The organism is Variovorax rhizosphaerae (assembly GCF_037889975.1).
Taxonomy (GTDB): domain Bacteria; phylum Pseudomonadota; class Gammaproteobacteria; order Burkholderiales; family Burkholderiaceae_C; genus Variovorax; species Variovorax rhizosphaerae.
In genome coordinates, this window is record NZ_JBBKZT010000098.1 from 1 (window position 1) to 1,786 (window position 1,786).

At 62.2% G+C, this 1,786-nt stretch carries 1 protein-coding gene and 1 pseudogene; both read right to left on the reverse strand.

The genetic code is table 11. From position 1 onward, the window contains the following. Positions 1 to 832 (reverse strand): hypothetical protein (locus tag WKW82_RS40450; protein WP_340348837.1); only part of this gene is annotated, 832 nt, incomplete at its 3' end. Positions 833 to 1,009: 177 nt separating this feature from the next. Continuing rightward, a pseudogene (locus WKW82_RS40455) lies at positions 1,010 to 1,657 on the reverse strand (IS66 family transposase). Between the last annotated feature and the right edge of the window lie 129 nt (positions 1,658 to 1,786).

Consider the following 1,786-nt stretch of genomic DNA (forward strand, 5'->3'; position numbering starts at 1 on the left):
AAGTCGCGCAGGTCAGCAGCTCCTGTACATCTTTCGACGGCAGCCGCCCGTGAGCGATAACACCGTGTGCCTGCATCGCAGCTGCGAGCTCCGGGTCTTGAATCGGCGATCCCACGTCGTGTATCTCGACACCGTTTACAGCGGCCCAGCGAAACAGGGGCTCGCCCCCCGCTTGCCAGGTGTTGGTGCGCAACGGCTCGGTTCCAAAGACCACCGCCACCTTCTTCTCGCGCATTGGAGGCAGTTCGGAAAGTTCGCCGACAGTGGAATACACCGGCAGACAGATGTGCGGCAGGTCGCCCGCTTCAGTTTCCAGCCAATCATGGACGTAGTGGGTATTCGATATCCAGAAATCGGACCGCTTGGCCAGTTGGCTGGCGACATAGCGCTGCGCCCGCCACACCCAGAACACGGACGAAGTGATCCGCTTGCTGACGGCGTAGGCTTCGTGCATGAACACGCCGAAGCGTTTCATCCGCGGCCTGTTGCGGCGTACCCAGGCAAGCAGATGAAAGGGGGCGCCGTAGCGCGCGTATTCGTAGCCGGAGACATTGAGCAGTACGGTGTCGCCGTCGACGCGCAGGTCCTTGTGAAACGTAAGCACCCGGGCATTGCCCGTATGTTTAGCCAACATATTGGAATAGTCAGTCACTCCGCCCGGTCGGCCGGACATGATGATCGAGATGCGGTCACCCGGGTTCTCTAGCGTAACTTTGTCGGTGAGTTCAACTTGAGCGGCGCGCGGGAGTACGAGGTAGGGCACAAACGGCGGATTGCTCCGCCGCAGTTCCGCACTTCCAGTGCTTAAACGGCGAATGACTCTGTCGGCCATTGCTGCGACTCCCCTTTACAGAAACATGTCAGTTGCAGCATAGTTCCGGAAATTCGCAAAGACTTCCCATGTAACATTCGATATCAAAGTCTGTACCCGTTGCCTAAGGGCGCGTGTCAGGAATTTGAGACTGACCCTGTAGGCCGCGCGGGGCCGCTATCCGCCGCGCCCAACCCTCTAGTCCCACAGCGGCTTGGTCAGATGGTGGCGGCCCTGACGGCGCTGGGTGTCGTCCATCTCCGCGAGAGCGCCTTCGGCATGGTAGATCCGTGCCCAGCGCTGTAGCGCTTCGGTGGCCACGACGCTGGCGGCGGGTCCTCCGCAGCTAAGTTCCTCGACGTATCGCCTAGCATGCGCGGCGCAGACCGCTGACCTGCGCCGCGGGTAGACCTTCGCGTCCAACACAGCGTTGTAGCCCGCGTACTGGTCGGTGATCAAGGTGCCGTGCCACGGCGGCTCCAGATATGGCGGCCACCGGGTACTGCGCCCCTCGGCCCAGGCAGAACTCGTAGATCACGCCAGGGTGCGGGTCATGGTGACTGCGCGCCCAGGCCCAGACGTAGCCTTCTTCGTCTTACCTGAGCCGGGGTCCAGCAGCGGCACCGGCGTCTCGTCGGCGTGCAGCACCCGGCAACTGAGGATGAAGCGTCGGTGCGCCTCGTAAAGCGGTTCGAGCTTCGCGCCGCCGGCGCCGCCCCAGGCCGCCAGCGTGGAGCGTGGGGTGTGCACGCCTGAGCGCGCGTTGGCGTTGGAGTTGGAGTTGGTGTTTGAGCGCACTGCGCAGGGGCATTTCTTGGAAACTGCTCTTTCGAGGCCGCGCGACATTTCGATGCCCAGCAGGGATCCCGCCGAATGGAGATCGGCGATGTCATTGGCAATCGCCTTCAGGACCTCTTTGTCAACCGGCAGAAATCGAGCCCAGGTAGGCGCGAACGCCTGGTCATTGGACAAATG